This window comes from Bradyrhizobium manausense, from assembly GCF_018129685.1.
Taxonomy (GTDB): Bacteria; Pseudomonadota; Alphaproteobacteria; order Rhizobiales; family Xanthobacteraceae; genus Bradyrhizobium; species Bradyrhizobium manausense_D.
In genome coordinates this window covers 248,450-272,787 of record NZ_JAFCLG010000003.1, presented here as the reverse complement: position 1 = coordinate 272,787, position 24,338 = coordinate 248,450, and the positions used below count along the sequence as shown (strand labels likewise).

General features: G+C 64.0%; 21 protein-coding genes and 1 pseudogene. 12 read left to right on the top strand and 10 right to left on the bottom strand.

The features are described from left to right. Positions 1-53 precede the first annotated feature (53 nt). The gene (locus JQ621_RS11575) at positions 54-1,118 is read left to right on the top strand and encodes a hypothetical protein (RefSeq protein WP_212234786.1); all 1,065 of its coding nucleotides are present in this window, start codon (positions 54-56) and stop codon (positions 1,116-1,118) included. Here JQ621_RS11575 and JQ621_RS11570 read toward each other — a convergent pair. From JQ621_RS11570 to JQ621_RS11560, 3 genes and pseudogenes are all read right to left on the bottom strand, one after another. Beyond that, positions 1,115-2,458 (bottom strand): cytochrome-c peroxidase, encoded by a 1,344-nt coding sequence (locus JQ621_RS11570; protein ID WP_212234785.1) that lies wholly within the window; start codon positions 2,456-2,458, stop codon positions 1,115-1,117. The two genes, JQ621_RS11575 and JQ621_RS11570, sit on opposite strands and share 4 nt — an antisense overlap. An 18-nt stretch (positions 2,459-2,476) precedes the next feature. Continuing rightward, on the bottom strand, positions 2,477-4,189 hold the full coding sequence (locus tag JQ621_RS11565; RefSeq protein ID WP_212234784.1) for a phospholipase C: 1,713 nt from the start codon (positions 4,187-4,189) through the stop codon (positions 2,477-2,479). A gap of 243 nt (positions 4,190-4,432) precedes the next feature. Then, positions 4,433-4,926 (bottom strand): annotated as a pseudogene (locus JQ621_RS11560) (type 2 periplasmic-binding domain-containing protein). Positions 4,927-5,152: 226 nt separating this feature from the next. Here JQ621_RS11560 and JQ621_RS11555 point away from each other — a divergent pair. Further along, positions 5,153-6,346, top strand: a complete 1,194-nt coding sequence (locus JQ621_RS11555) for an efflux RND transporter periplasmic adaptor subunit (protein WP_212234783.1) — start codon at positions 5,153-5,155, stop codon at positions 6,344-6,346. An 11-nt stretch (positions 6,347-6,357) separates the two neighbouring features. Next, positions 6,358-9,516, top strand: coding sequence for an efflux RND transporter permease subunit (locus JQ621_RS11550; RefSeq protein WP_212234782.1), 3,159 nt, complete (start codon positions 6,358-6,360; stop codon positions 9,514-9,516). Between the two features lie 252 nt (positions 9,517-9,768). Here the strand turns inward: JQ621_RS11550 and JQ621_RS11545 are convergent, their stop codons facing one another. Next, positions 9,769-10,947 carry an MFS transporter gene (locus JQ621_RS11545; RefSeq protein ID WP_212234781.1) on the bottom strand — a complete coding sequence of 393 codons (1,179 nt, stop codon included), beginning with the start codon at positions 10,945-10,947 and terminating at the stop codon, positions 9,769-9,771. Positions 10,948-10,998: 51 nt separating this feature from the next. On the opposite strand from JQ621_RS11545, the gene JQ621_RS11540 reads away from it, so the two are divergent. The 3 genes from JQ621_RS11540 (at position 10,999) to JQ621_RS11530 (ending at position 14,677) form a co-directional block, all read left to right on the top strand. Beyond that, positions 10,999-11,838, top strand: coding sequence for an AraC family transcriptional regulator (locus JQ621_RS11540; protein ID WP_212234780.1), 840 nt, complete (start codon positions 10,999-11,001; stop codon positions 11,836-11,838). Between the two features lie 280 nt (positions 11,839-12,118). Beyond that, positions 12,119-13,471 carry a malonyl-CoA decarboxylase gene (locus JQ621_RS11535; RefSeq protein WP_212234779.1) on the top strand — a complete coding sequence of 451 codons (1,353 nt, stop codon included), beginning with the start codon at positions 12,119-12,121 and terminating at the stop codon, positions 13,469-13,471. 45 nt (positions 13,472-13,516) lie between these two features. After that, positions 13,517-14,677 (top strand): DUF418 domain-containing protein, encoded by a 1,161-nt coding sequence (locus JQ621_RS11530; RefSeq protein WP_212234777.1) that lies wholly within the window; start codon positions 13,517-13,519, stop codon positions 14,675-14,677. 407 nt (positions 14,678-15,084) lie between these two features. On the opposite strand, the gene JQ621_RS11525 is transcribed toward JQ621_RS11530, so the two are convergent. The 6 genes from JQ621_RS11525 to JQ621_RS11500 all read right to left on the bottom strand — a co-directional run bounded on the left by JQ621_RS11525 (position 15,085) and on the right by JQ621_RS11500 (position 19,693). Next, complete coding sequence (locus tag JQ621_RS11525; protein WP_212234768.1) at positions 15,085-15,372, bottom strand: GIY-YIG nuclease family protein; 288 nt, start codon at positions 15,370-15,372, stop codon at positions 15,085-15,087. 306 nt (positions 15,373-15,678) lie between these two features. Then, complete coding sequence (tarD, locus tag JQ621_RS11520) at positions 15,679-16,848, bottom strand: D(-)-tartrate dehydratase (RefSeq protein ID WP_212234766.1); 1,170 nt, start codon at positions 16,846-16,848, stop codon at positions 15,679-15,681. Between the two features lie 187 nt (positions 16,849-17,035). Next, on the bottom strand, positions 17,036-17,293 hold the full coding sequence (locus JQ621_RS11515; protein ID WP_212234757.1) for a DUF3297 family protein: 258 nt from the start codon (positions 17,291-17,293) through the stop codon (positions 17,036-17,038). Continuing rightward, positions 17,290-17,766 (bottom strand): glutathione peroxidase, encoded by a 477-nt coding sequence (locus JQ621_RS11510; protein ID WP_212234755.1) that lies wholly within the window; start codon positions 17,764-17,766, stop codon positions 17,290-17,292. The genes JQ621_RS11515 and JQ621_RS11510 overlap by 4 nt, the downstream gene beginning before the upstream one ends. Positions 17,767-17,768: 2 nt before the next feature. Continuing rightward, positions 17,769-19,169, bottom strand: coding sequence for an amidase family protein (locus tag JQ621_RS11505; RefSeq protein WP_212234753.1), 1,401 nt, complete (start codon positions 19,167-19,169; stop codon positions 17,769-17,771). 266 nt (positions 19,170-19,435) lie between these two features. Next, entirely contained in the window at positions 19,436-19,693 is a 258-nt protein-coding gene (locus JQ621_RS11500; protein ID WP_212234751.1) for a DUF6894 family protein, read from the bottom strand. A 249-nt stretch (positions 19,694-19,942) separates the two neighbouring features. On the opposite strand from JQ621_RS11500, the gene pqqA reads away from it, so the two are divergent. The 6 genes from pqqA (at position 19,943) to pip (ending at position 24,337) form a co-directional block, all read left to right on the top strand. Continuing rightward, the gene (gene pqqA, locus JQ621_RS11495) at positions 19,943-20,023 is read left to right on the top strand and encodes a pyrroloquinoline quinone precursor peptide PqqA (protein WP_007595659.1); all 81 of its coding nucleotides are present in this window, start codon (positions 19,943-19,945) and stop codon (positions 20,021-20,023) included. Positions 20,024-20,138: 115 nt separating this feature from the next. Continuing rightward, entirely contained in the window at positions 20,139-21,068 is a 930-nt protein-coding gene (gene pqqB / locus JQ621_RS11490) for a pyrroloquinoline quinone biosynthesis protein PqqB (protein WP_212234742.1), read from the top strand. 17 nt (positions 21,069-21,085) lie between these two features. Further along, positions 21,086-21,841: a pyrroloquinoline-quinone synthase PqqC gene (gene pqqC / locus JQ621_RS11485; protein ID WP_212235025.1), complete on the top strand. Its 756-nt coding sequence runs from the start codon at positions 21,086-21,088 to the stop codon at positions 21,839-21,841. Between the two features lie 12 nt (positions 21,842-21,853). Next, a complete protein-coding gene (gene pqqD, locus JQ621_RS11480; RefSeq protein ID WP_212234740.1) occupies positions 21,854-22,165 on the top strand; it encodes a pyrroloquinoline quinone biosynthesis peptide chaperone PqqD in 312 nt (103 codons plus the stop codon). Next, complete coding sequence (pqqE, locus tag JQ621_RS11475) at positions 22,162-23,355, top strand: pyrroloquinoline quinone biosynthesis protein PqqE (RefSeq protein WP_212234738.1); 1,194 nt, start codon at positions 22,162-22,164, stop codon at positions 23,353-23,355. The genes pqqD and pqqE overlap by 4 nt, the downstream gene beginning before the upstream one ends. After that, on the top strand, positions 23,345-24,337 hold the full coding sequence (gene pip, locus JQ621_RS11470; RefSeq protein WP_212234736.1) for a prolyl aminopeptidase: 993 nt from the start codon (positions 23,345-23,347) through the stop codon (positions 24,335-24,337). The genes pqqE and pip overlap by 11 nt, the downstream gene beginning before the upstream one ends. Position 24,338 lies beyond the last annotated feature (1 nt).

The following is a 24,338-nucleotide window of genomic DNA, read 5'->3' as shown; positions in this document are numbered from 1 at the left end:
CTTGATGCTTACGATCGTACGGCTTGCCGAATCGTCTGGCCCGGGAACCCGCGATGCGACCTCGATGTCATGCCGCTTTTGCGGCGCTGGCCCTGTTCCTCACAACGCCCGCGTCGGCACAGGGCGTCCTCACGCCAGCGCAATCCGAAGCGCAAGCTGCCTACGATCGCGCGCTTGGCAATTTCAAATCGATCCTCGCCGAGCGGCGCCACCAGATCGACACCAGGCAGCCGCTGCCGAATCTGCCGGGCCAGGCGCTCTATCTCGCGCGCGTCGCCGTCATCAGCACGTACAAGGACCTCACCGACGCCATGCCGTCGCGGATTGGCAAGCCGAACAAGTTCGGGATTCCACCGGCCTATTTCGATGCCGCGATCGAGCCGCTGGTCGACGAATATGCCGACATCTTCGAGATCATGGAGACGCCGCCAGCGGGCGCTCAGGACTCGGCTACGCCGTTCGAGGACGTCATCGATCTCGGCGCCGCGATCGCGCGCGCCAAGGGGCTTGGACCTGACGCCGCCGCGGCGGCGGGTCGCATCAGCCTGGGGCTGTTCTACGCCGAGACGAACGGCAAGCAGAACGTCCGCAATGCGCGTTCGAACACCTATATGGGCAGCCTGCAGACCGGCCCGTCCGAGGACCGCAACGGCCAGCGCAAATGGGAGGCGATCAAGGGCAAGGTCGCTGCCATCGATCCCGCGCTTGCTGCGCGCGACGACGAGGAAGAGGCGCGATCGCGCGGCACCGACCGCCGCTTCAACCACTGGACCAATGTGCGCGACGGTCTCATGAACGCGCATGCGGATTTGTTTGCCGAGATCCCCGCCATCGTGAAGACGCTGCCCGATCCGATCGAGCAGATGAAGCTGTTCGAGCTGATCCAGATCATCCCGACGCCGACGCGATCCGCGCTGAGTTCGGGCGACCTGCTGAACTACAGGGTGTCCAATCCGACCATCATGAAGCACTTGCGCAACAACAGCATCTTCGCCTTCGGCAAGGCCGACCGGGCACGAAGCTCGGCCAGCTTCCGTGAAATCCTCGGCGCGATGTGGCTGTTCAAGCGGAAGTTCGACAAGGCGATGGTGAAATACGCGGAGATCAAGCCGCGCTAATTCTCCACCTTGTAGCCGTCGGTCAGGGTCTTCAGAAAGGCGATGATGTCGGCCATGTCCTGGTCCGTCATGGCCGGCTTGTCGCCGAGATGGCGATCGAATGGCGGATCGGCGACGTCGACATTCGCGTGAAATTTTTGCGGCAGGTCGTCGTATTTCTGCACCGTGCCGTCGGCGGCGCGCGGAAACACTTTTTCCGGATTGGTGTCGCGGAAATTATAGAAGTTCATCACCTCTTCGAGCGTCTTGAAGACGCCGTTGTGGAAGAAAGCGTGACGCGTCGCGGTGTTGCGCAGGGTCGGCGTCAGGAACATGCCGCAATATTGCGTCTGCTCGGGCATGTCGGTGCGATGCGGGCCGCAGACACCGAGGTCGAAATAGCCCGGATCCTTGTTGCCCACGAGCGCGGCATTCCGCGGCGCACCGAGCGCTTCATACTGGTGGTCGGTAAAGAGCGGCGGCAGACCGTCGCGCGACGGCGCCGAGGTGTGGCAGCCGGCGCAATTGGCCTTGTCGGGATCGTTGAACAGTTGCAGGCCGCGCAGCTCGCTCTCGGATAGCCGCGCCTTGCCCTCGAGCCAATAATCATACTTGCTGCTGTAGGGATGGAAGCTCTGCTCTTCCACCTGGTAGCGCGCGACGGCGAACATCGCCTCCGCGATCAGGAGACGCTGATTCCTCATCACGCCGGCGCCGAACAATTCGACGAAGCGCTGGGCGTAAGGCGCGTTGCGCAGCTTGTCGGCCACGATCTCGGCGCTGCCGCCGTCCATCTCGTTGCGGTCGAGCAGCGGGAACAGCGCCTGCTCCTGCAAGGTGTCGGCGCGACCGTCCCAGAACAGGCCACCCTGCGGCACGATATTCGCTGACGCGCCGGTGCCCCCCGCAGTCTTGGTCGTGCGTACGGCCTGCTGGCCAAGCGCGGCCATCTGCGCGAGATCCACGACGTTGTCATCGTCGTCCTTTTCCGGACCGATGCTGAAATTCGGGTGGCGCTCCAGATAGGTCAGTGACGGAACGGCGCGTGCGCCCTGCCGCGACAGGTCGGCGCCGCCGAGCATCACCGGTCCATCGTTCGGCGGACCGTAGGCGTGATCCGGGCTGTGGCATGATGCGCAAGACAGCGCACCCGATGACGACAACGACGAATCGAAGAAGATCGCCTTGCCGAGCTGCGCCATCGCCGAAAGCGGCTCGACCGGCGGGCGGTAGAGATGAACCGGATTCGGGTTGATGCCCGACGGGGTCGCCTCGGCCAGTCCCTGCGTCCCGACGGCAAAGACAGCGCCGGCCAGCGAGAGCAGGCCGGCGCCGAGGAGCCACAAAGTGCGGCTGTGCATTATGACGTCCTGTCGGACTTAGTGGTGGCCGTCCGGCGGGCTGACGATGACCGTGCCGGCAGTCGGGTCGAGGAACAGCTTGTCGTTGCGGTCGTGGTCGTGACCGTCATGATCCCGATCGAAGTCGAACAGATCCATGATCGATCCTGTGGTGGCATCAAACGAGCCGCCGCCGATACGCTTGCCGTGCAACCAGTTGTCCTCGATGAACCGCACCACGGAAGCCTGCGAGATGTAGGTGCTGCTCACATGGTTGGTCTTGGCATAGGGCGAGACCACGATGAAGGGAATGCGCGTACCCGGACCGCAGCGGCCGTTCACCGGCTTGCCGTCGAGGCCATTCGGTGCCGGTTGCTGGCTGGCGCCGAGGCCGCACTTGCCCGGACCGTTGACCTGGTCGGCGGTCGGATCATACGAGGCGCTCTTCGGGGCAAGGTACTGGTGGTCGTACCAGCCGTCGGAGTCGTCGTAGGTGATGATGACGGCGGTCTCGCGCCATTCCGGCTGCTTCTGCAGGAAGTTGATCAGCTCGACAGTGCCAGCCTGCTCGTCGAGCGGGTCGGAATAACCGGCATGACCGTCCTGATAGGCCGGCAACTTGATGTAGGAGACGGCCGGGAGATGGCCTGCCTTCACGGCCGCGTAGAAATCCTCGAGATCGTAATTGTGGTTGGCCGGATCGAGGGTCTTGTGGTCATCCGCATAGGTGTGACCGATTGCGTGCACCGAGCTCGGCCGCGCATGGGTCCAATTGGCGGTCGACTTGTAGTACTGGAACCAGGCGTGGTGCGGGATGTAGTCCGCAGTCGCCCCTCCCACGACGGTCGACATCGTGCTGCGCGCGCAACCCGTCGTGCCGTTGGCATTCTTGATCGTCAGATCGAAGCCGCCCATGAAGCTGCCCCAGCTGATGTGCTCTTCGTTGAGAAGGTCGCCGATGTTCTTGCCGTTCATCAGGACGGTCGCGAACGCCGGATTCGTGGTCGAGCACACGTCATTGCCCGGATCGGTATCACCGATCAGGGTCAGGCCACCCTGAGTGTCCGGAACGGTCTGCGTCGACGTACCGAGGACGTTCACGGCGCCATTGGTCTGACCCGAGATCACCTCGAGCATACCGGGAGTCGACGGACCGAAGGTGTCGGTCCAGGCGTTGTCGCTCATGGCGAAGTGCTGGGCGTAGTTCCAGAGGGCGGTGACGGTGTTGCCGTCGAAATAGCCCATCACCTGGCCGCTGGTTCCGAAGACGCCGGAGTTGCCGGCGGTGCCGCGGCCTGTGAATTTCGGGAACAGGTCGTCCTTGCCGTTATCGACGGCTTCCTGCTCGGGCGTGTAGGCGTGGTTCTGCGAGCGCGTGTTGGCCTGGGTGCGGTCGAGGCGGAACGGGTCCGTCGCGCCGGTGCCATTGGCCGCGTTGTTGTTCGGGTTATTCGTCAACAGGTTGGCGTTGGCGAGGTTGTTGACCTTCGGCGTATGCGGCTTCGGCACGAACGGGATCGAGCCCGGAGGATTGCCGGCATTCGGATAGGTCGCGAAATAATGGTCGAACGAGCGGTTCTCGTTGAAGATGATCACGAGATGCTTGATCGGCGTCTCGGTGTGAATGTGGTGCGGATGGCGATGATCGCCGTCGTGATCCCGATCGAAGTCGTCGGCGAACACCGGAACGCTGCACGCAAGTGCAGTCGCGGCCGCGAACATCGCAGCCGTCGTCAAAAATTTGGTTTTCATCTTTTGTTTGCCCCGAAGGAGTGACGGCGCGAAACCTAGCGATCACCGGTGACAACGCTGTGTCAGTTTGACGCAAGAGACACTTCGCGAGTTTGTCGGGACAAAAATTTTTACAGGCGCACCAGTGCAAGATGCTTGTTACCATCCCGTCGCAAAAATTTCATTCGCAACCAAGTCGCCAGAAGCTGAAACGCGACCGCGCGCCAGCCCAATGAAATCCTGCGTCGCCGGCAAGACAGTCTTCTATTCGATAAGGATCGGGGTGTCCGTCATCCCGTGATCGTCGAACGCCTTGCGCAGGGTGCCGTTCGTCGCGGCAGCGTTCATGAACCCTGAAACGAAGGTCAACGTCTGTTGATGACCGAGCGGGACCGCATCCGCAGTAGTCGTCTTCTTGAAGGTTTCGAAGGACGCGCGTGCCCGGAATTTTCTGTGCCGGCCGATCGAGCTTGTCGCGCGAGAGAGCAAAGGCGTCGATCTCGCCGTTCTTCAAGAGGCCGACGATCTCTTCATAGGTTTTGCGAGGCCATCTCCTGACCCAGATCGACTGGCACGCCGGCATAGCCGGCATCCGTCCTGGTCGACCAGAACGCACCGCCTGCCGGGCTGATTGCAATCGCGACGCGGAGCTTGCCGGTCGGCGCGATCTCATCCTTGAGGCCATCTGCCAGTGCGGGCATGGCAATCGCTGCGGCGAGAACAAGCCCGGCAAGGGTCGACCAGAGACGCGTCGACATGCCACCCAACCTCTTCTTCGGGCCGCGTCACGTCCGTCACACAGCCGTTGGCACAATTCTGGTCGATCGTGCGGTCCGTGGAAGGCGATTTGTCATGACAGAACCGTCGACGGCCACATCACCAGTTTGCAGTGTACGGGTTGTGACGGCCATGGCTATGGTGTTCCACCTCCCATAATTTGTTGCTAGCTTGCCGCACCGACAGACAGCCATCAGGGGCCACCGCATGACCTCAGCGAATCCTGCCCACCCCGCACCATATTATGGCGGGCGAAGACATATCGGGCGGGTCCTGGTTGCCACGGCGGCCGTCGTGGTCCTGGCCGGCTGCGAGGACAAGAACACGTTCGTGCCGCCGCCTCCGCCCAAGGTGGATGTCGCAATGCCGGTGCAGCGCCCGGTCACGCGCTATGTCGAGGCCACCGGCAACACCGCGCCGATCAAGAGCGTCGATCTCGTCGCGCGCGTGCAGGGGTTCCTGCAAACCATCGACTACACCGACGGTACATTCGTCAAGCAAGGCACCCAGCTGTTCACGATCGAGCCGGAGACCTACAAGCTGAAGCTGGATCAGGCGCAGGCGGCCGAGACCGGTGCGCAGGCCTCGCTCAAGCAGGCTGAAGCCGACTACAAGCGGCAGGTCGATCTGGTGCAGCGCCAGGCGGTCTCGCAGGCAACCCTCGACACCTCGACCTCGACCCGCGACAACGCGCAGGCCAACCTCCAGCAGGCGCAGGCCAACACCAAACTCGCCGAGGTGAACTACGGCTACACCAAAGTGACCGCGCCGTTCGACGGCATCGTCAGCGCGCACATGGTCTCGGTCGGCGAACTCGTCGGCGTCTCCTCCCCGACCCAGCTCGCGACCATCGTGGCGATGGACCCGATCTATGTGAACTTCACCGTCAATGAGCAGGATGTGCTGCGCATCCGAGCCGAGGCGCAACGGCGCGGATTGACCCCCGCCGACCTCAGGCAATTCCCGATCGAGGTCGGCCTCCAGACCGAGACCGGCTACCCGCACGAGGGCAGGCTCGACTACGTCGCACCGACCATCAATACATCGACCGGCACGCTCGCGGTACGCGGCCTCGTACCCAACGACAAGCGGGTGCTGCTCCCCGGCTATTTCGTCCGCGTCCGCGTCCCCTTCGGCGAAGCCAAGGACGCTTTGCTCGTCCCCGACACCGCACTCGGCAGCGACCAGGGCGGCCGCTATCTCTTGGTGGCGAACAAGGACAACGTCGTCGAACAGCGCAAGGTGCAGGTCGGCCCCGTCGACGGCGGCTTGCGCGTGATCGAAAACGGCCTGAAGCCTGATGACCGCGTCATCACGTCAGGGCTGCTGCGGGTGATCCCGGGCCAGAAGATCGATCCGCAACAGACCAAGATCGAGCAGCCGCAGGCGTCTGCCAAGTAGGAGCGCCGGCCATGATCTCAAAGTTCTTCATCGAGCGGCCGGTCCTCTCGAACGTCATCGCGCTGCTGATGATCCTGATCGGCGGCGTCTCGCTGTTCAACCTTGCGATCTCGCAGTATCCCGACGTGGTGCCGCCGACGGTGCAGGTGACGACGCGCTATCCCGGCGCCAGCGCAAAGACCGTGATCGACACAGTTGCCTTGCCGATAGAACAACAAGTCAACGGCGTCGAGGACATGCTCTACATGCAGTCCTATAGCGGCTCCGACGGCACCTACACGCTGACGGTGACCTTCAAGATCGGGACCGATCTGAACTTCGCGCAGGTGCTGGTGCAGAACCGCGTTTCCAGCGCGCTGTCGCAGCTGCCGCAGTCGGTGCAGAACCAGGGCGTCACTGTCCAGAAGAAGTCGACCTCCATCCTGCTGTTCGTGACGCTGACCTCGCCGGACAAGACCTTCGACAGTCTCTATTTGAGCAATTACGCCACCATCAACATTCGTGACGAGCTCTCCCGCCTGCCGGGCGTCGGCAACGTCACCGTGTTCGGCGCCGGCCAGTATTCGATGCGGATCTGGCTCGATCCGAACAAGCTGCAGGTGCGCGGCCTCGTTCCGCAGGATGTCATCCAGGCCATCCAGCAGCAGAGCCAGCAGGTCTCGGCCGGACAGGTCGGCGCGCCGCCGACACCGCCGGGCCAGGCGTTCCAGTACACGCTCAACGTCAACGGAAGGCTCGACGACACCACGCAGTTCGAGAACATCATCGTCAAGACCGGGACCAGCGGCGACGTCACGCGGGTGCGCGACGTCGGCTGGGTCGAGCTCGGCGCACAGACCTACAGCCAGCTGTTCTCGCTCAACAAGCAGCCGGCCACCGGCATCGGCGTGTTCCAGTCGCCCGGCGCCAATGCGCTTCAAGTCGAGCAGGCCGTCGAGAAGAAGATGGTGGAGCTCGCCAAGCGGTTTCCGGAAGGCATCAAGTACGACACGCCGTTCGACACCACGAAATTCGTGAATGCCTCGGTGCACGAGGTCTATACGACCCTGATCGAGGCCGGCCTGCTGGTGCTGGTCGTCATCCTCGTGTTCCTGCAGGACTGGCGCGCGATGCTGGTGCCCGCGACTACCGTGCCTGTCACCATCGTCGGCGCCTTCGCCGCGATGGCGGCGCTTGGCTTCACCATCAACATGTCGACGCTGTTTGCAATCGTGCTGGCGATCGGCATCGTGGTCGACGACGCCATCGTCGTGGTCGAGGGCGCGGCCCACAATATCGAGCAGGGCATGAACGGCCACGACGCCGCGATCAAGGCGATGGACCAGCTGTTCGCGCCGATCGTCGGCATCACCCTGGTGCTGATCTCGGTGTTCCTGCCGGCTTCGTTTCTCGCCGGCCTCACCGGGCGCATCTATTCGCAATTCGCGCTGGTGATCGCCGCGACCGCGCTCTTGTCCGCCATCAATGCGGCGACCCTGAAGCCGACGCAATGCGCGCTGTGGCTGCGACCCGCGGTGCCGCCGGAACAGCGCAACTTCTTCTACCGCGGCTTCAACGCCGTCTACAACAGGGTCGAGCGCGGCTACGTCAGGCTGATCACGTTCCTCGTCAAGCACGCGACCGTCTCGGTCGCGTTCGCGCTGGTCGTGATCGGCTTCAGCGGCTACGGCCTGTCGCGGGTGCCGACCGGCTTCCTGCCGATCGAGGACCAGGGCTATCTGATCGCCGCCGTGCAGCTGCCCGACGGCGCCTCGCTGGAGCGGACCCAGAAGGTGCTCGACCGGGCCGCCGATATCATCAAGGATACGCCAGGCGTCCAGCAGGTCATCACCATCGCCGGCATCTCCGCGCTCGACAGCAGCGCGAGCCTTGCCAATGCCGGCGTCGCCTACATCATCCTGAAGGACTGGGAAGCGCGCAAAGGCCCCGGCGAGGATTTGCGCTCGCTGGTCTACGGTCTCAACGACAAGGTCGCTGATATCATGGAAGCGCGGACGCTGGTGCTGCCGCCGCCGCCCATCCAGGGCATCGGCAACGCGGCCGGCTTCTCGATGCAGGTCGAGCTGCGCGACGGCAACAGCGACTTCGCCAAGCTGCAGGCCATCACCGGCGCGATGGTCAGCAACGCCCAGAGCCAGAGCGCGCTGCAGCGCGTCTCGTCCTCGTTCCGATCGGCGGTCCCGCAATTCAACGTCGAGATCGACCGTGTCAAGACGCAGACGCTGCACGTGACGACGGACGCGGTGTTCTCGGCGCTGTCGACCTATCTCGGCTCGTCCTACGTCAACCAGTTCAACAAGTTCGGCCGCGTGTTCCAGGTCTACACGCAGGCCGATCCGGCGTTTCGCGTCACCGAGCGCGACATCGCCAACATGCAGGTGCGCAACCAGAACGGCGACATGATCCCGATCGGCACCGTTGCCACCATCACGCCGGTGACGGGACCGTCGCTGATCAGCCTCTACAATCTCTATCCGTCCTCCACCATCGTCGGCCTGCCGGCGCAGGGCTATTCGTCCGGGCAATCGCTGAAGCTGATGGAGGAGATCGGCGACAAGACGCTGCCGCCGGGCACCGGCTACGAATGGACGGCGATGTCCTACCAGGAGAAGGCCGTCTCCAACCAGATCTACTGGGTGTTCGGCCTCGCCATGCTGCTGGTCTACCTCGTGCTCGCCGGCCAGTATGAGAGCTGGTACGCGCCGATCTCGGTGATCCTCGCGGTGCCGCTGTCGCTGCTCGGGCCGATGCTGATCCTCTCCGGCCTGAAGATCGACAACAACCTCTACTGCCAGATCGGTCTGATCCTGCTGATCGCGCTCTCGGCCAAGAACGCCATCCTGATCGTCGAGGTCGGCCTCGAGCTGCACGGCCGCGACGGCAAGCCGGTCATCGAATCCGCGATCGAGGCGGCGCGCGCCCGCTTCCGCCCGATCCTGATGACCTCGTTCGCCTTCATCCTCGGCGTGGTGCCCTTGGTGCTCGCGACCGGCGCCGGCGCCAGCGCGCGCAAGTCGATCGGCATCACGGTGTTCTCAGGCATGCTGGCCTCGACCTGCCTCGCGGTGCTGTTCGTGCCCGCGTTCTTCGTGGTGGTGCAGCGGTTCGAGAACTGGCTGGAGTCGCGGAAGGCGCCGAAGGCGCAGCCGGTGGCGGAGGTGAAGCCGTAAAACAACCCCATGCACAGTAGGATGAGGTTGAAAAGGCTCGCGTTATTTCGGCTATGCCGAAATCGCTTGCTCCGTCGGGCAAAACAGGGGCATAATGGCATCATGGGAAGGCGCGTGAGACGTGCCCGGTCCTATCCTCCGTCATTGCGAGCGCAGCGAAGCAATCCAGAGTCTCTCCGCGGGAAGATTCTGGATTGCTTCGCTACGCTCGCAATGACGAGTGGAGAGAGCTGCTTGCCGCACGACGACGGGTTAGGCCGACTGCGCCTGCGGCGTCCGGATCTCCCGCGGCAGGATGATGGCGGCGGCGATCGCCAGCAGGCACAAACCGGCAAACGCATGCAGCATCGTCACGAAGCCGCCCTGCTCATAGAGCCAGGCGACGAGGCCCACGGACGCGCCGGCCGCGGTGAAGCCGATGAAGTAGCGTACGGCATAGGCGCGCGAGCGCCATTCTTCGCTGGTGTATTTGCCGACCATGGCGTCGTTGACCGTGACCTGGCCGAACGCGCCCATGACGATGCCGATCGAGACCAGGATCAGCGGCAGGTTGGACAGGCTTGCGGCGAGATACAGGAACGGTGCCAGCATGAAGGAGAGCGGCAGGGCCACCGTCTTCAGCGAATAGCGGTCGAGCAGCCGGCCGATCGTGTACTGCGTCATCGCGCCGAACACATAGACGCCAGCCGCGATGACGCCGAGCAGCGCCGGGCTCCTCGTCAGGTCCGCGAGCCGCTCGGCAAACAGCTTCGGCAGCGCCACCGTGACGGCGTTGAACGTGGTGGAGATCGCAATGACAACGATGAGCAGCGACAGCACCACGCGCCACATGTCCTGTTTTGCCACTCGCGCTTGCGCGGCCGCCTGCTTCGAGCCCTTGCGGTCCTCATGCACGACCATCATCGCAAAGGCGAGGCCGATCAGGATGGTGACGATGCCGGGAACGATGAAGGCAAAGCGCCAGCCGAGATACTGGCCGATTACGCCGGTGACCAGCGCCGACGAGGCGACGCCGAGATTGCCCCAGACGCCGTTGATGCCCATCTCGCGGCCGAGCCGGTCGGCATAGGATACGATCATCGCGGTGCCGACAGGGTGATAGATCGAGGCGAACACGCCGATCGCCAGCAGCGCCGCGCCGAGCTGCAACGGCGTCTGCACGCAGCCGACCGAGATCATGGATGCACCGATGCCGATGAAGAAGATCACCATCATGTGGCGGCGGCTCCAGCGGTCCCCGAGCCAGCCGGTCAGCAGCGAGCCGGCGCCGAAGGCGATGAAACCGGGCGTCGCGTAAGGCAGCAGCTCCGAATAGGCCATGCCGAGCGCCGGCCCCATGATGATCACGGCGGCGGCGAAAATGAGCATCGCATAATGGTCGATGAAATGGCCTGCATTGACGAAACTGATGACCCTGACAGGGCTGTTCATTCGGAATCCTCTCCCGCTCCGAAATCAGTTATATGTCCTGGCAATGACGGGATGCTGCCAATGACTGTCTTGGAAACGCCAATCTTGGAAACGCCAATCTTGGAAAAGCCAATCCTGAGGAAGGTCCAGGGTAACCATCGCTCCACCGCGGGCGTGCACCTGGTCGCGCGCGACTATCCGAGAGGTTTGCGCATCGATCTGCATATGCACCGCGAGGCCCAGCTGATCTATGCCGCGAAGGGCACGATGCAGGTCAACACCCCCGAGGGGCGTTGGCTGGTGCCGCCGGACCGCGCGGTCTGGGTGCCGGCCGGGCTCCAGCATGCCATCGACCTGCTCGCCGACATCGAGATGCGCACGCTGTATTTCGACGTGTCCTGGCTGAAGCGCGAGCAGCGCTATGAGGGACTGACCCGGGAATTCGTGGTGCGGGTGTCGCCGCTGCTCAACCAGGCGATCCTCGCGCTGTTCGACGCTGGCAATACCGAGGAACGGACCGAGCTGCTGGCGCGCCTGGTGATGCTGGAGCTGCATCAAGCCGAAGATTCCGCGACCTTCGTGCCGCTGCCGCACGAGCCGCGCTGCCGCCGCGCCGCAATGATCGTGCTCGACGATCCCACCGCCCTGCACGACATCGACACGCTGGCGCGCGAGGTCGGAACCTCGGCGCGCACGCTGTCGCGGCTGTTCTCCAGCGAGACGCAGCTGAGCTTCAAGAGCTGGTGCCAGCGCGCAAGAATCGCGGCGGCGATCCGGAAGCTGTCGACCGATGCGAACGTGTCGGTGAAACAGCTCGCCACGCAGCTCGGCTATGCCAGCGTGCCGGCGTTCTCGGCCGCATTCCGCCAGGTGACGGGGCGGACGCCGACGGAGTTTGCGGGGAAGGGGTGAGCTGCTCGCCAAGCTGCAGTAAATCGTAGGGTGGGCAAAGGCGCTCTTGGGCCGTGCCCACCATCTCGCGAGGACAGCGAAAGACGTGGGCACGCTTCGCTTTGCCCACCCTACGGCAGCTTTCGTGTGGCACCAGCACGGCCCTCACCCGGCATCACAGCGTTCCCGAAACGCACGGCCCAGCTAAAGTCGAAAAAATCACCTGCTTGATTGTGATCGGCTTCCGCCTAAATCCCGTGTAATCTTGCGCACCTTACAAATCCGGATTCGAAAAGCCCAGATGGCCAATGCCTTCTTCTCCGACCTGCTCGCCACGATTTCCGAGCGCGGCCGCACGCTGCTGCGCCGGGGGGACGCCAGCGATACCAGGCAGGATGCCGACGGGCTGATCGCGCTCTGCGACGCGCTGCTGTCCGGCCGCGGCGAGGCCTCCGGCACCGCTATGGCGCGCGAGGTGCTCGACATCTACCGGGAGTTGGACACGGCAGGACGCCGCGCCTTCTTCGAGGGACTGGTGCGCGATTTCGGCCCGGACCGGGAACGCCTGTCCAGGGCGATCGAAAAATGGCGCACCGAGCCTGATGACGAGGACGCCAGCGCGCTGCATTTCGCTTCGGAGCCGCGGCGGCAGGAGCTGATCCGCCGGCTCAACCGGGCCCCCGGCGGCACCGGCGATCTCGTCGCCATGCGCGCCGACCTGCTCGGCATGATGAACGGACACACCGATCTCGCCGCGCTCGACCGCGACGTGTCGCATCTTCTCTCGTCGTGGTTCAACAGGGGGTTTCTCGTGCTGCGCCGGATTGACTGGTCGACCCCAGCCAACATCCTCGAAAAGATCATCCGCTATGAGGCCGTGCACGAGATCAGCGATTGGGACGATCTTCGGCGCCGCATCGATCCGGTCGATCGCCGCTGCTACGCCTTCTTTCATCCCGCGATGGTGGACGAGCCGCTGATCTTCGTCGAGGTCGCGCTGACCGAGACGATTCCCGGCGCGATTGCGCCGCTGCTCGCGGTCGATCGCCAGCACCTTCCGATCGAGAAGGCGCGCACCGCCGTCTTTTATTCGATCTCGAATACCCAACGTGGCCTCGGCGGCATTTCGTTCGGCAGCTTCCTGATCAAGCAGGTGGTCGAGGAGCTGCGCCGCGAACTGCCCAAGCTCGACACCTTCGTGACGCTGTCGCCGGTGCCGGGCTTCATGCCATGGGTGAAGCAGGACAAGGATCTGCCGCTGTCGGACGAGGACCGCGAGATCCTCAAGCGCCTCGACGATCCCAAATGGTTCGAGAACCCGGAGACGACCGCGCAGCTGCGCGCCGTGATCGAGCCGCTCACAGCCTATTATTTCCTGAAGGCGCGCACGCCGAAGGGCCGCCTGATCGATTCCGTCGCCCGCTTCCACCTCGGCAACGGCGCGCGGCTGGAGCGCATCAACTGGCTCGGCGACCTCTCGCCCAAGGGCCTGCGCGAATCCGCCGGCGTCATGGTCAACTACCTCTACCGCCTCGACGACATCGAGAAGAACCACGAAGCCTACGCCAATGACGGCGAGGTCGTGGCCTCGAGCGCAGTGAAGAAGCTGCTGAAGGGCGAAGGGCGACGGCTGCTGGACATGCGGCTGTCGTAGGGGTGAGCGAGAAACCGCCAAGGCGCAATTGGAATTCATATCGCAATGACTTCCAATAGCGCAGCCTCTTCCGATAGCTCGGCCTCGCCCCGGCCAACCAATCCCCTCGATCGAATTGACGCCATCGACGTCCTCAGGGGCATTGCCTTGTTCGGCGTCATGGCCATCAACCTTGTGATGGAATTTCGCGTTTCGATCTTCGAGCAGTTCCTCGGTCGCAAGACGCTGGCGTCGCCAATCGATCGCGCCATCGAGACGATCCTGACGGAGGCCGTCGAGCTCAAGGCATTTGCGCTGTTTTCGTTGCTGTTCGGCGTGGGCCTTGCCATTCAATTCGACCGGCTCGCGGCCAGCGGGCGCCGCACCGCACTGCTCGCGCGCAGGCTCGCCGTGCTGCTGGGGTTCGGCGTCATTCACCTGTGCCTGATCTGGAACGGCGACATCCTGACCGAATATGCGCTGGCGGGGTTCATCGTGCTGCCGTTCCTGTTCGGGCCGCACTGGCTGCTTACACTCGCTGCGCTCGTGTCCCTCGCGCTGTATCTGGCGATCCAGGCGTCTCCGCCTGAGGGATTGTTTCCCTCAAGGACCGTGATCTGGCGCGACGTCATGGATGCCAATCGGATCTATGCGACCAGCGGCTTTCTCGACGTGCTGGCGTTCCGCCTGCGCGAACTTCATCTCGTCGCGCCCCTGCACGCGTTCGTCTTTGCGCGCACAATCGGCCTGTTTCTTCTGGGAGCACTCGCCTGGCGCAGCGGCGTTGTGCAGAATGCGCCCGCCCTGTGCGCCATTGCGCTCCCCGCGATCGCTCTCGGCGCGGCCCTGCTCTATGAAGATATCGAACCGCTTGGCACCATCGTGCTGGCGGTTGGCTATGGCGCCGCCATCCTCGGCATTGCCAGCTTCGAGCGCGGCAAGCGGCTCCTCGGCTGGGCCGCGCCGCTCGGACGGATGGCCTTCACCAACTACGTCGCACAATCCGTCATCTTCGGCTGGATCTTCTACGGCTACGGCCTCGGCCTGTTCGGCCGGCTCGGCATCACCCAGGCCCTCGCCATCGGCATCGCCGTCTATATCGGACAAGTGCTCTCCAGCGCCTGGTGGCTGCGCCGCTACCGCTACGGCCCGCTCGAATGGCTCTGGCGGTCGTTGATGTATGGGAGGCGGGAGCCGATTGTGGGGGTGCAGGTGACGGTGCGGTGACTGCCCCCGCCTGTCACCACCGTCATTGCGAGCCCGGCTCCCTCCACCGTCATTGCGAGGAGCTCGCGACAAAATTGCAGGGCAATTTTGCGCTGATGCGATGAAGCAATCCAGACTGCCTCGGCGGAACGATTCTGGATTGCTTCGCTGCGCTCGCAATGACGGAGGGAGTGGCGGCGGCGCCGCGCACAACTTCAGCAATCCGCTCGCAGGAGCAGGGTCTTCCGTAGAGACCACCGCTCCCTCCACCGTCATTGCGAGGAGCTCGCGACAAAATTGCAGGGCAATTTTGCGCTGATGCGACGAAGCAATCCAGACTGCCGCCGCGGAAAGATTCTGGATTGCTTCGCTGCGCTCGCAATGACGGAGGGTGTGGCGACGGCCTGCGTCTCACGCAGTTGGTTCGATCAGATCAACGTGTCGTACAGATCTGCCCAGTCCGGATTGACGCTCTCGATGAGCGCAAGTTTCTTTGCCCGGCTGCCGCCCTTGATCTGCTTCTCGCGCGTGATCGCGTCGATCATGGTCGCATGCAGCTCGTACCAGACGAGGAGCTTGCAGCCATACTGTGAGGAGAAGCCTTTCACGAGGCCCTCGCGATGCTCGAACGCGCGGCGCGGCGGATTGGACGTGACGCCGGTGTAGATCGTTCCGTTGCGGCGATTGGCGAACATGTAGACGCAAGGCTGCTTCATGATGGCGCTCAATACAGAGAGAGCGATCACGATAACACAACCAAGAGATGATTGCGAGGAACGATTCTGGATTGCTTCGCTGCGCTCGCAATGACGGAGGTTGTGGCGGCGCCGCCGCGCACAACTTCAGCAATCCGCCCGCAGCAGCAGGGTATCCGTAGAGACCACCGCTCCCTCCGCCGTCATTGCGAGGAGCTCTTGCGACGAAGCAATCCAGACTGCCGCCGCGGAAAGATTCTGGATTGCTTCGCTGCGCTCGCAATGACGGAGGGTGGGACGGCGGGCGTCGTACTCCAACGACCAGCGCTACTCCGCCAGCGCCTTCATTTCCTTGTAGAGATCCGACTTGCCTTCGAAACCGATGCCCGGGAGGTCGGGCATGGTGATGTGGCCGTTCTCGACGCGGACGCCGTCGGGGAAGCCGCCATAGGGCTGGAACAGGTCGGGGTAGCTTTCGTTGCCGCCGAGCCCGAGGCCCGCTGCGATGTTCAGCGACATCTGGTGGCCGCCGTGCGGGATGCAGCGGCTGGGGGACCAGCCGTGGGTCTTCAAAACTTCCAGCGTGCGCTGGTATTCGCACAGGCCATAGGACAGCGCGCAGTCGAATTGCAGCCAGTCGCGATCGGGGCGCATGCCGCCGTAGCGGATCAGGTTGCGGGCGTCCTGGTGGCTGAACAGATTCTCGCCCGTGGCCATCGGGCCCGGATAGAATTCGGCGAGCGCGGCCTGCAGCGCGTAGTCGAGCGGATCGCCGGCTTCCTCGTACCAGAACAGCGGATAGTCGCGCAGCATCTTGGCGTAGGCGATGCCGGTCTCGAGATTGAAGCGGCCATTGGCATCGACGGCGAGCTGCGCGTCCTTGCCGATCTCCTTCAGCACCGCCTCGATGCGGCTGCGGTCCTCATCAATCGTCGCACCGCCGATCTTCATCTTCACGACGTTGTAGCCGCGATCGAGATAGCCGCGCATTTCGCCGCGCAGCGCCGAGAGATCCTTGCCGGGATAATAGTAGCCACCGGCGGCGTAGACGAAGACGCGCGGATTGGCTTTGACGCCGTGACGCTCGGCGAGCAGGCGAAACAGCGGCTTGCCTGATATCTTCGCCACCGCGTCCCACACCGCCATGTCGATGGTACCGACCGCGACCGAGCGCTCGCCATGACCGCCGGGCTTTTCATTGGTCATCATCGCGGCCCAGACCTTGTCGGGGTCGAGATTGTCGCCTGATGCGTTGAGCAGCGATCCCGGGTCGGCGTCCGTGATGCGCGAGGCAAAACGCTCGCGGATCAGGCCGCCCTGTCCGTAGCGGCCATTGGAGTTGAAGCCGTAGCCGACGACGCGCTTGCCGTCGCGCACGACGTCGGTGACGACGGCAACCAGGCTGGTCGTCATCCTGGTGAAGTCGATATAGGCGTTGCGGATCGGGGAGGAGATCGGCTTGGTGATCTCGCGGACGTCGACGATGCGGACGGACATGGACGTGGCCTTTCACTTTCGTCATTGCGAGGAGCTCTTGCGACGAAGCAATCCAGACTGTCACCGTGGAACGATTCTGGATTGCTTCGCTTCGCTCGCAATGACGAGGAGAGAGAGTGGGCTCCTCGCAATGACGAGGAGAGAGAGTGCGCTCCCTCACGATGACGTGGCGGGAACACGGCTCAAACTACTTCTTATCCCTGAAATACGGCTCCACAGGCCCATGCACCTTGATGGTCAGCGGGTTGCCGTAGCGGTCCTTGGCGTTGCCGGCGGTGACGCGGACCCAGCCTTCGCTGATGCAGTACTCCTCGACATTGGTCTTCTCGATGCCCTTGAAGCGGATGCCGACGTCGCGCTGGAGGATGTCCGCATTGTAATAGGGGCTGTTGGGATCGACCGACAGGCGGTCCGGAAATTCGTCGCTCATGGATGTCTCGCTCATAACAGGGTCTCGATCTTCTGCCGCAATCCTTCCGGCCGCGCCGTCGGCGCATAGCGCGCGACCACACGGCCGGCACGGTCCACCAGGAATTTGGTGAAATTCCACTTGATGGAGGCGCCCAGCAGGCCGGATTGCTGGCGTTTCAGGTACTCATACAGGGGATGCGCGTTGGCGCCGTTGACGTCGATCTTCTCGAACAGCGGAAAGGTGACGTCGTAATTGGTGGAGCAGAACGCCTGGATCTCGCCCGCCTGCCCCGGCTCCTGCGCGCCGAACTGGTTGCAGGGAAAGCCGAGCACCGAGAAGCCGCGCGGCGAGAGATCGCGGTGCAGATCCTCCAGGCCGCGATATTGCGGCGTGAAGCCGCATTTGCTCGCGGTGTTGACGATCAGCAGCACCTGCCCCTCGAAGGCGCGCATCGACACCTCGTCGCCGCCGAGCGAATTGGCCTTGAAATCGTAGAGCGCAGACATCGCTAGCCCACGGGATCGATCGGCGAGGCCGGCACGCCGCCGGCCTCGATCGCTTCGCCGGCGAGAAGACAGAGATCCTCGCGATAGCGGCCGGAGACGATGTGCACGCCGACCGGCGTTTTGCCGACGAGGCCGGTGGAGACCACGAGGCCCGGCAGGCCCATGAAGGGCGTCGCGATCTGCGGCAGCTGCGCTTCCCAGACGCGCTCGAACGACGCTGCGTCCTTGCGGTCGAGATGATCGGGGAACGGCAGCTCGCCGGAAACCGGCGTCAGCACGACGGCGTATTTTTCGAAGAACAGCATCCATTCGCGGGTCAGCGTGGCGCGTCGCGTCAGCGCCTTGGCGTAATTCGCCTGGTCCATCGGCGTGACCCTGCTGCGATTGCCGCGCAGACACGCCAGCGCGCCGGGATCGCCCTCGCGCTCGGCCATCTCGAGCTGCGCCTCATAGCCGTCACCGAGCCAGAGTTTGATCTGCCACTCGACGGCTTCGCGCATCGGCGGGGTGTTTTCGATGACTTCGACGGTCCAACCGGCGCGCTCCAGGCGCTTGCCGGCATCGGTCACGGCCGCCTTCACCTCAGGCGTGGTGGCAAGGCCATCCGGATTGAGGCAGATCGCGGCGCGCTTCGGCACGGCCGGACCCTCGAGCGGCGCCGGCACATACCAGGGATCGCGGACATCGCGCGCCGACATGGCGGCGAGCGAGAGCTTGAGGTCATTGACCGTGCGGGCGAGCGGGCCCGACACCGCCATGATCTGCGGGCCGATCGGCCGCTCCGGCAGCGCCGGATTGAAGGCTGGGATACGGCCCAGCGTCGGGCGCAGGCCATGCACGCCGCAGGCATAGGCGGGATAGCGGATCGAACCGGCGATGTCGGTGCCATGGGCGATGTGGCCGATGCCGGCCGCGACCGCCGAGCCTGCGCCGCCGGACGAGCCGCCGGGCGTCAATGACGCATCGCGGGGATTCTTGGTGTCGCCATGGACGAGGTTGGTGGTGAACCAGCGATAGGAGAAGGCCGGGCAATTGGTGCGCCCGAGGAGGACCGCGCCTGCTCTGCGGAAATTGGCGACGACAGGATTGTCCTCCCGCGCGATGAGGTCGCGCTGGAGCTTCAGGCCGTTGGTGGTGGCAAAGCCTGCCTGGTCGACATTGGCCTTGATGGTGACGGGAACGCCGGCGAGCACCCCTGGATCTTCGCCGCGGGCGATGGCGGCATCGACGGCGTCGGCCTGCTCGAGCACGTCCTCCGGCCGGTGGTCGATCACGGCATTGAGCTGGGGATTGACCGCATCGAGGCGGTCGAGGCCGGCTTTGGCGGCCTCCCGGGCGGACACCTTTTTGGCCCTGACGAGGGCGGCGAGGTCGGCAGCCGGCAGGCGCCAGAGATCTTGCATGACTTGCTCCGTATGACCGGCGTCTTTTAGCGCCGGGAACGCGGCAAAGCCATGCGGATTTCGCAGGGTGGAAGGGCGGGTTTGATCCCCGCCGGTGCGCCGTTCTTCGTCATTGCGAGCGCAGCGAAGCAATCCAGAGTCCCTCCGGAGAGGCAGTCTGGATTGCTTCGTCGCATCAGCGCAAAATTGCTACGCAATTTTGTCGCGAGCTCCTCGCAATGACCGGGAGAGAGCGGGAGCGCTTCTGAGACGCTGCTGGTCGGCCTCTAATGCCTGGTCGCCGACTCGTCCGGCGTGTCCAGCAGGGCCTCGGTGAAGGGGAATTCGAGCACGATCTCGCCGTCGTCGTCGGTGACCTCGATGACCGCCTCCAGCAGGGCCGGCTGGGCGCCTTCGGACTTCACCACCTCCAGGATCATCTGGCGGGCGACCTCCCAGGCACGATCGGGATTGCGCAGAACCTCGCCTTCGGGGTCCACGATCAATTCATCCCCGATACGGGTATTGAAGTAATATTTGGGCATCACGAGATCCAGCTAGGTCGCCTGTACCGGATTGAAACCTGCACCTGCACTCACAACTGCTTTATCAGGACAGCGTTCGCGACCGAATGCGCCACGCGCAAGGCCGTATCACCAGAAAGTCCTGTTCCCCCCGCAGGTTTCGCGGCGCAACATGGCTAGATGGGGAAAATTTCACTGGCGAACTTCTCCGCCCGCAGTAACTTATCTCCCCGGGCGGAAACGTCCCAATCTGCAAAATGGAGAGCCAAAATGGCCTGGAAAGCCCCCAAGATCGTCGAAGTGCCCTGCGGCATGGAAATCAACATGTATGTGAGCGCCACCCGCAAGTAAGCGGTTGGTAGTGAAGCGTTCTGTGCAGGTGGGTCTTGCGGTCACGATCGGTTTCGCAAGGATCGAAACCGTGACGGCCTGAGATCCACCTCGCGACCTTGCCAGGAGACGGATCATGCTTCGCGTCGTCGTCCTGGGCGCCGGGGCCGGCGGCGGAGTCCCGCAATGGAATTGCGGGTGTGAAGGCTGCCGGGCGGCCCGCGAAACCGGCCAAGACCTTTGTCGAACCCAGGCCTCGGTTGCCTTCAGCTGCGACGGCGAGCACTGGTTCCTGATCAACGCCTCCCCTGATCTTCGCCAGCAATTGAACGCCACGCCGCAGCTGCATCCCAAGGAAGGCAGCCTGCGCCACACGCCTGTTGCCGGTGTGATCCTGACTAACAGCGAAGTGGATGCGGTCGCCGGCCTGCTCTCGATGCGCGAGGGCTCGCCCTTCACGGTCTACGCGCATGAGAAGGTGCTGGCGATCCTGGCCAGCAACAGCATTTTCAACGTGCTGAACGCGACGAACGTCAAGCGCCAACCGATCGCGATCAATGAGCCCTTCGAGCCGCGATTGCCCGATGGCGCGCGCTCGGGGCTGGAGGTGCTGGCCTTCGCCGTGCCGGGCAAATCAGCCTGGTATCTCGAAGGCAAGGCGCATCCCGGCGGCGAGAGCGGCGACGGCGATACGCTGGGACTCAAGATCACCGACAAGTCGACCGGCAAATGCTTCTACTTCATCGCCGCCTGCGCCGAGGTGACCGACACGCTCAAGGCCAGGATCGACGGCGCCTCGCTGGTGTTCTTCGACGGCACGGTCTGGCAGGACGACGAGATGATCAAATGCGGACTCGGACACAAGACCGGCAAGAGCATGGGGCATGTGTCGATGTCCGGCGACGACGGCGCGATCGCGCGCCTCGCCGATCTCACGATCGCCAGGAAGATGTTTCTGCATATCAACAACTCGAACCCGGCGCTGCTGCCTGCCTCGCCTGAACGCAAGACGGCCGAGGCCGCGGGCTGGCAGATTCCCGCCGACGGAACGGAGATCGTGCTGTGAATGCATCCATGACTGGAATGACCGCGCTCTCGGTCGGCAAGGACATCAGGCTCAATTCGGCCGAGGAGCTGGAAGCGGCGCTGCGCCATATCGGCGCGACGCGCTATCACAGCCTGCATCCGTTCCACAAGCTGCTGCACGGCGGCAAGCTGAGCAAGGGCCAGGTGCAGGCCTGGGCGCTGAACCGCTACTATTACCAGAGCACGATCCCGATCAAGGACGCGGTGGTGATCTCGCGCTTCCGCGACCGCGCCACGCGGCTGGAATGGCGCCACCGCATCGAGGACCATGACGGCGATGTCGGCTCCGAGGGCGGCATCGAGCGCTGGCTGAAGCTGACCGAAGGGCTCGGGCTCGACACGGCCTATGTGGAATCGACCGAGGGCATCCTGCCGGCGACGCGGTTTGCGGTGGAAGCTTATGTCCATTATTGCCGCGAGAAGAGCCCGCTGGAGGCCATTGCCTCCTCGCTCACCGAGCTGTTCGCGCCGAACCTGCACGAGGAGCGCATCGCCGGCATGTTGCAGCATTACGACTTCGTCAACCCTGATATCATGAGCTATTTCAAGAGGCGCCTGACGCAGGCGCCGCGCGACGCCAATTTCGCGCTCGACTATGTGAGAACGCATGCGACGACACCGGAGCAGCGCGCGCAGGTGTGCAACGCGCTGATCTTCAAGACCAACGTGCTGTGGGTGCAGCTGGATGCGCTCCAGCACGCCTATGTCGAAGGCAACATTCCGCCGGGCGCTTTCGTGCCCAAAGCGAGTTAGGGAACAATAATAATGGCCGGGCCGCGGAACATCAGCGTCAGCGAGGCAAGCCGCCCGGTGCTGCCGCGGCATGCCAAGCTGAAATACGACGACACGCGGAAAGTCTGGGTGATCCTGGCACCGGAACGCGTGCTGGCGCCCGACGAGATCGCGGTCGAGGTCTTGCAGCTCTGCAACGGCGAGCGCAATGTCGGAGATGTCGCCGACCAACTGGCGGCGAAATACGCCGCGCCGCGCGAGGCGATCCTGGCCGACGTCATCGTCATGCTGCAGGATCTCGCCGACAAGGGCTTTCTGACCGAGATCAGGGAGAAGACGCCATGAGCGACGTGCTCCCGACCATTCCGCCTGGCGCCAGCGACAGCCTCGCGGTGCTGGAGAAGACCCGCTCGACGGCGGAGACGTTCGGCATTCCCCTCGCCGTGCTGCTCGAGATCACCCATCGCTGCCCGCTGCAATGCCCGTACTGCTCCAATCCGGTCGAGCTCGACCGCTCGGGCAAGGAGCTGACCACCGAGGAGTGGAAGAAGGTGCTGAGCGAGCTCGCCGAGATCGGCGTGCTGCAGGTACACTTCTCCGGCGGCGAGCCGACGGCGCGCAAGGACCTGGTCGAACTGGTCAAGCACGCCAGCGACGTCGGGCTCTACACCAACCTCATCACCTCGGCCGTGCTGCTGACGCGCGAGCGGCTGAGCGAGCTCGCAGACGCCGGGCTCTGCCATGTGCAGATCTCCTTCCAGGGCATCGAGGAAGGCCTCGCCGACCGCGTCGCCGGCTACAGAGGCGGCCACCGCAAGAAGCTCGAAGTCGCCAAATGGACGCGCGAGCTAGATCTGCCGCTCACCGTGAACGCGGTGATGCATCGCCAGAACCTGCATCAGCTCCCCGAGATCATCCAGATGTCCGTCGATCTCGACGCCGACCGGCTCGAGGTCGCCAATGTGCAGTACTACGGCTGGGCGTTGAAGAACCGCGCCGCGCTGATGCCGAGTGTGGCGCAACTCGACGAATGCACTGACATCGTCGAGGAGGCGCGCGAGCGGCTCAGGGGCCGGCTGACGATCGACTACGTCGTTCCCGACTATTACGCGCTGCGGCCGAAGAAATGCATGGGCGGCTGGGGCCGGCAGTTCTTCAACATCTCTCCCGCCGGCAAGGTGCTGCCTTGCCACGCCGCCGAAAGCATCACCGGGCTCGACTTCTTGTCGGTGCGCTCCAACCATTCGATTGCCTGGATCTGGCAGAACTCCGAGGCCTTCAACCGCTATCGCGGCACCGGCTGGATGAAGGAGCCGTGCAAGAGTTGCGAATTCCGCGAGATCGATTTCGGCGGCTGCCGCTGCCAGGCCTTTGCGCTGACCGGCGATGCCGCCAACACCGACCCCGCTTGCGCGCTGTCGCCGCTGCACGAAACCATCTTCAAGCAGGCCGAGCGCGAGGCCGAGGGCGAGACCAACCGCTTCCTCTATCGCAACTTCGCCGGCGGCACCCTGGAATCCGAGAATGGTGCCTGACGCCGACGCAGCCAGCTCGGTCAGGCGCGCCGATCCCTTTGCGCCGCTGACCTCCGACATGCTCGACGTCGGCGACGGCTTTGAGCTCTATGTCGAAAGCGTCGGCTGCCCCAATGGCATCCCGGCGATCTATCTGCATGGCGGTCCCGGCAGCGGCTGCCAGCCCGATCATCGCCGGCTGTTCGATCCCGAGCGCATGCACGCAGTGCTGTTCGACCAGCGCGGCTGCGGCCGAAGCCGCCCCAAGGGATCGCGCCAAAACAACACCACGGCGCATCTGATCGCGGACATGGAGAAGATCCGGGAAAAATTCGGCATCTCACGTTGGATGGTGGTCGGTGGCTCCTGGGGCGCGACGCTGGCGCTGGCTTATGCACAGGCCCATCCCGAGCGCGTCTCCGGCATCGCGCTGCGCGCGACCTTTCTCGGCACGCAGGCGGAGGTCGAGACCGCCTTCACCTCGCGCCTGGCGCAATTCTATCCGGCGCTGCACGAGGATTTTCTGAGCGTGCTGCCGCCGGAGGAACGTGCGCGCCCGGTCGAGGCCTATTATCGCCGCATCCTCGATCCGGATCCGGCCGTGCACGGCCCCGCCTCGCGCGCCTGGCACGACACCGAGCGCGCGCTGTCGGAGCACAAGGCGGCCAAGACACGCATCGATCTCGCCTCGCTGAACGTCTGGCGCACGCTGCCGGCGACGCCGTTCATGGAGGCGCATTATTTCGTCAACAATTCCTTCATGAGCGACGACCAGTTGCTGCGAAACGCCGGCAAGCTCGCTGGCATTCCCGGCATTATCGTGCAGGGCCGCTACGATCTGTTGTGCCCTCCCGAGACATCTGCGCGCCTCGCGAAAGCGTGGCCGGGTTCCGAGGTCAGGATCGTGGAAGAAGCCGGGCATTCGCTCTATGATGCCGGTGTGCGGGATGCGGTGATGAAGTCGATCGCCGATCTCGCGTCGAGAATACCGCGCCGGATCTAGA

Excerpts from the sequence above, each read along its gene's own strand:
- JQ621_RS11575 (WP_212234786.1), top strand. The coding sequence starts at position 54 with ATGCGACCTCGATGTCATGCCGCTTTTGCGGCGCTGGCCCTGTTCCTC.
- JQ621_RS11570 (WP_212234785.1), bottom strand. The coding sequence starts at position 2,458 with ATGCACAGCCGCACTTTGTGGCTCCTCGGCGCCGGCCTGCTCTCGCTG.
- JQ621_RS11565 (WP_212234784.1), bottom strand. The coding sequence starts at position 4,189 with ATGAAAACCAAATTTTTGACGACGGCTGCGATGTTCGCGGCCGCGACT.
- JQ621_RS11555 (WP_212234783.1), top strand. The coding sequence starts at position 5,153 with ATGACCTCAGCGAATCCTGCCCACCCCGCACCATATTATGGCGGGCGA.
- JQ621_RS11550 (WP_212234782.1), top strand. The coding sequence starts at position 6,358 with ATGATCTCAAAGTTCTTCATCGAGCGGCCGGTCCTCTCGAACGTCATC.
- JQ621_RS11545 (WP_212234781.1), bottom strand. The coding sequence starts at position 10,947 with ATGAACAGCCCTGTCAGGGTCATCAGTTTCGTCAATGCAGGCCATTTC.
- JQ621_RS11540 (WP_212234780.1), top strand. The coding sequence starts at position 10,999 with ATGCTGCCAATGACTGTCTTGGAAACGCCAATCTTGGAAACGCCAATC.
- JQ621_RS11535 (WP_212234779.1), top strand. The coding sequence starts at position 12,119 with ATGGCCAATGCCTTCTTCTCCGACCTGCTCGCCACGATTTCCGAGCGC.
- JQ621_RS11530 (WP_212234777.1), top strand. The coding sequence starts at position 13,517 with ATGACTTCCAATAGCGCAGCCTCTTCCGATAGCTCGGCCTCGCCCCGG.
- JQ621_RS11525 (WP_212234768.1), bottom strand. The coding sequence starts at position 15,372 with ATGAAGCAGCCTTGCGTCTACATGTTCGCCAATCGCCGCAACGGAACG.
- tarD (WP_212234766.1), bottom strand. The coding sequence starts at position 16,848 with ATGTCCGTCCGCATCGTCGACGTCCGCGAGATCACCAAGCCGATCTCC.
- JQ621_RS11515 (WP_212234757.1), bottom strand. The coding sequence starts at position 17,293 with ATGAGCGAGACATCCATGAGCGACGAATTTCCGGACCGCCTGTCGGTC.
- JQ621_RS11510 (WP_212234755.1), bottom strand. The coding sequence starts at position 17,766 with ATGTCTGCGCTCTACGATTTCAAGGCCAATTCGCTCGGCGGCGACGAG.
- JQ621_RS11505 (WP_212234753.1), bottom strand. The coding sequence starts at position 19,169 with ATGCAAGATCTCTGGCGCCTGCCGGCTGCCGACCTCGCCGCCCTCGTC.
- JQ621_RS11500 (WP_212234751.1), bottom strand. The coding sequence starts at position 19,693 with ATGCCCAAATATTACTTCAATACCCGTATCGGGGATGAATTGATCGTG.
- pqqA (WP_007595659.1), top strand. The coding sequence starts at position 19,943 with ATGGCCTGGAAAGCCCCCAAGATCGTCGAAGTGCCCTGCGGCATGGAA.
- pqqB (WP_212234742.1), top strand. The coding sequence starts at position 20,139 with ATGCTTCGCGTCGTCGTCCTGGGCGCCGGGGCCGGCGGCGGAGTCCCG.
- pqqC (WP_212235025.1), top strand. The coding sequence starts at position 21,086 with ATGACCGCGCTCTCGGTCGGCAAGGACATCAGGCTCAATTCGGCCGAG.
- pqqD (WP_212234740.1), top strand. The coding sequence starts at position 21,854 with ATGGCCGGGCCGCGGAACATCAGCGTCAGCGAGGCAAGCCGCCCGGTG.
- pqqE (WP_212234738.1), top strand. The coding sequence starts at position 22,162 with ATGAGCGACGTGCTCCCGACCATTCCGCCTGGCGCCAGCGACAGCCTC.
- pip (WP_212234736.1), top strand. The coding sequence starts at position 23,345 with ATGGTGCCTGACGCCGACGCAGCCAGCTCGGTCAGGCGCGCCGATCCC.